The sequence below is a fragment of the Hydrogenophaga sp. genome (assembly GCF_028698005.1).
GTDB lineage: Bacteria > Pseudomonadota > Gammaproteobacteria > Burkholderiales > Burkholderiaceae_C > Hydrogenophaga.
The window spans coordinates 1-2,562 of the sequence record NZ_JAQVEJ010000276.1; the positions used below are offsets into that span (position 1 = coordinate 1).

2 protein-coding genes are annotated in these 2,562 nt (G+C 68.1%); both read left to right on the top strand.

The window, feature by feature from the left end:
- The first annotated feature begins 119 nt into the window (after positions 1–119).
- Positions 120–1,292, top strand: coding sequence for a 2-methylcitrate synthase (gene prpC / locus PHQ87_RS15955; RefSeq protein WP_300236585.1), 1,173 nt, complete (start codon positions 120–122; stop codon positions 1,290–1,292).
- 22 nt (positions 1,293–1,314) lie between these two features.
- The coding region (locus PHQ87_RS15960; RefSeq protein ID WP_300236588.1) for an aconitase family protein at positions 1,315–2,562 on the top strand (1,248 nt) is incomplete at its 3' end.

The following is a 2,562-nucleotide window of genomic DNA, read 5'->3' on the forward strand; positions in this document are numbered from 1 at the left end:
GACGCGCCCGGCGTGCCGCGCGAGGAAGTCCTCAAGGGGGTGTTCGAGATGGTGGCAGTGGACGGCCACGGCCGCCCCTGCGCCATCGATCGCAGCCATATTCAACCGAAGACCTCAGCATGAGCACCAGCACGACCGACGCCCCCCAGGCCAGCGCCACCTTCAAGCCCAAGAAATCCGTCGCCCTGTCCGGCGTCACCGCCGGCAACACCGCGCTGTGCACCGTCGGGCGCACCGGCAACGACCTGCACTACCGCGGCTACGACATCCTCGACATGGCCCAGGTGTGCGAATTCGAGGAGATCGCCCACCTGCTGGTGCATGGCAAGCTGCCCACCCACGCCGAACTCAGGGCCTACAAGAACAGGCTCAGGGCCATGCGCGGCCTGCCCGCCAGCGTGATGCAAGCGCTGGAGAAGCTGCCCGCCGGCGCCGACCCCATGGACGTGATGCGCACCGGTGTCTCGGCGCTGGGCTGCGTGCTGCCCGAGAAGGACGGCCACAACCTTCCCGGCGCACGCGACATCGCCGACCGCCTGATGGCCTCGCTGGGCTCGATGCTGCTGTACTGGTACCACTTCAGCAACTCGGGCAAGCGCATCGACGTCGAGACCGACGATGACTCCATCGGCGGCCATTTCCTGCACCTGCTGCACGGTGCGAAGCCCGCCGATGCGTGGGTGCGCGCCATGCACACCTCGCTCAACCTGTACGCCGAGCACGAGTTCAACGCCAGCACCTTCACCGCCCGCGTGATCGCCGGCACCGGCAGCGACATGTATTCGAGCATCGCCGGTGCCATCGGCGCGCTGCGCGGCCCCAAGCACGGCGGCGCCAACGAGGTGGCCTTCGAGATCCAGAAGCGCTACGACAGCCCCGACGAGGCCGAGGCCGACATCCGCCGCCGCGTGGACAACAAGGAAGTGGTGATCGGCTTCGGCCACCCGGTCTACACCGTGAGCGACCCGCGCAACGTGGTCATCAAGGGGGTGGCCAAACGCCTGTCCGACGAGGCGGGCAGCACCAAGATGTACGACATCGCCGAGCGGCTGGAATCGGTGATGTGGGAGGTGAAGAAGATGTTCCCCAACCTCGACTGGTTCAGCGCCGTGAGCTACCACATGATGGGCGTGCCCACCGCCATGTTCACACCGCTGTTCGTGATCGCGCGCACCAGCGGCTGGGCCGCCCACGTGATCGAGCAGCGCATCGACAACAAGATCATCCGCCCGAGCGCCAACTACACCGGCCCCGAGGACCAGGCCTTCCTGCCCATCGAACAACGCCGCTGACCCCCGCCCTGCCCTCACGATGATGAACACCCGCTACCGCAAGCCCCTGCCCGGCACGGCGCTTGACTATGTCGACGCGCGAGAAGCCGTCGACGCCCTTCGGCCCGGCGCCTGGGACACGCTGCCCTACACCGCCCGCGTGCACGCCGAGAACCTGGTGCGCCGCGCCGACCCGGCGCAACTGAACGACTACCTGCGCCAGCTCATCGAGCGCAGGCGCGACATCGATTTTCCCTGGTTCCCCGTGCGCGTGGTCTGCCACGACATCCTGGGCCAGACCGCGCTGGTGGACCTGGCGGGGCTGCGCGATGCCATCGCCAAGGATGGCGGCGACCCGGCGGCCGTGAACCCGGTGGTGCCGGTGCAGCTCATCGTGGACCACTCGCTGGCCGTGGAGTGCGGCGGCGGCGACCCCGATGCCTTCGCCAAGAACCGCGCCATCGAGGACCGCCGCAACGAGGACCGCTTCCACTTCATCGAGTGGACGAAGAAAGCCTTCGCCAACGTCGATGTGATCCCGGCGGGGAACGGGATCATGCACCAGATCAACCTGGAGAAGATGTCGCCCGTCGTCCATGTGCAGGACGATGAACACGGAAAAATTGCGTTCCCCGACACCTGCGTGGGCACCGACAGCCACACGCCGCACGTCGATGCGCTGGGCGTGATCGCCGTGGGCGTGGGCGGCCTGGAGGCCGAGAACGTGATGCTGGGCCGCGCCTCGTGGATGCGCCTGCCCGATATCGTGGGCGTGGAACTGACGGGCCGGCGCCAGCCGGGCATCACCGCGACCGACATCGTGCTCGCGCTGACCGAATTCCTGCGCCAGGAGAAGGTGGTGGGCGCGTATGTCGAGTTCCATGGCGAGGGCGCCGAAAGCCTGTCCATCGGCGACCGGGCGACCATCTCCAACATGTGCCCCGAGTACGGCGCCACCGCCGCGCTGTTCGCCATCGACGCCCAGACGCTGGACTACCTGCGCCTCACAGGCCGCGACGAGCAACAGGTGCAGCTGGTCGAAACCTATGCCAGGACCGCAGGCTTCTGGGCCGACACGCTGCGCGAGGTGCGGTACGAGCGCGTGCTGCGCTTCGACCTTTCCAGCGTCGTGCGCAACATGGCCGGCCCCTCGAACCCGCATCGCCGCCTGCCCACCTCGGCCCTGGCGGAGCGCGGCATCGCCGCCCCCTGGACCGAGGAGCCCGGCCGCATGCCCGATGGCGCCGTCATCATCGCCGCCATCACGAGCTGCACCAACACCAGCAACCCG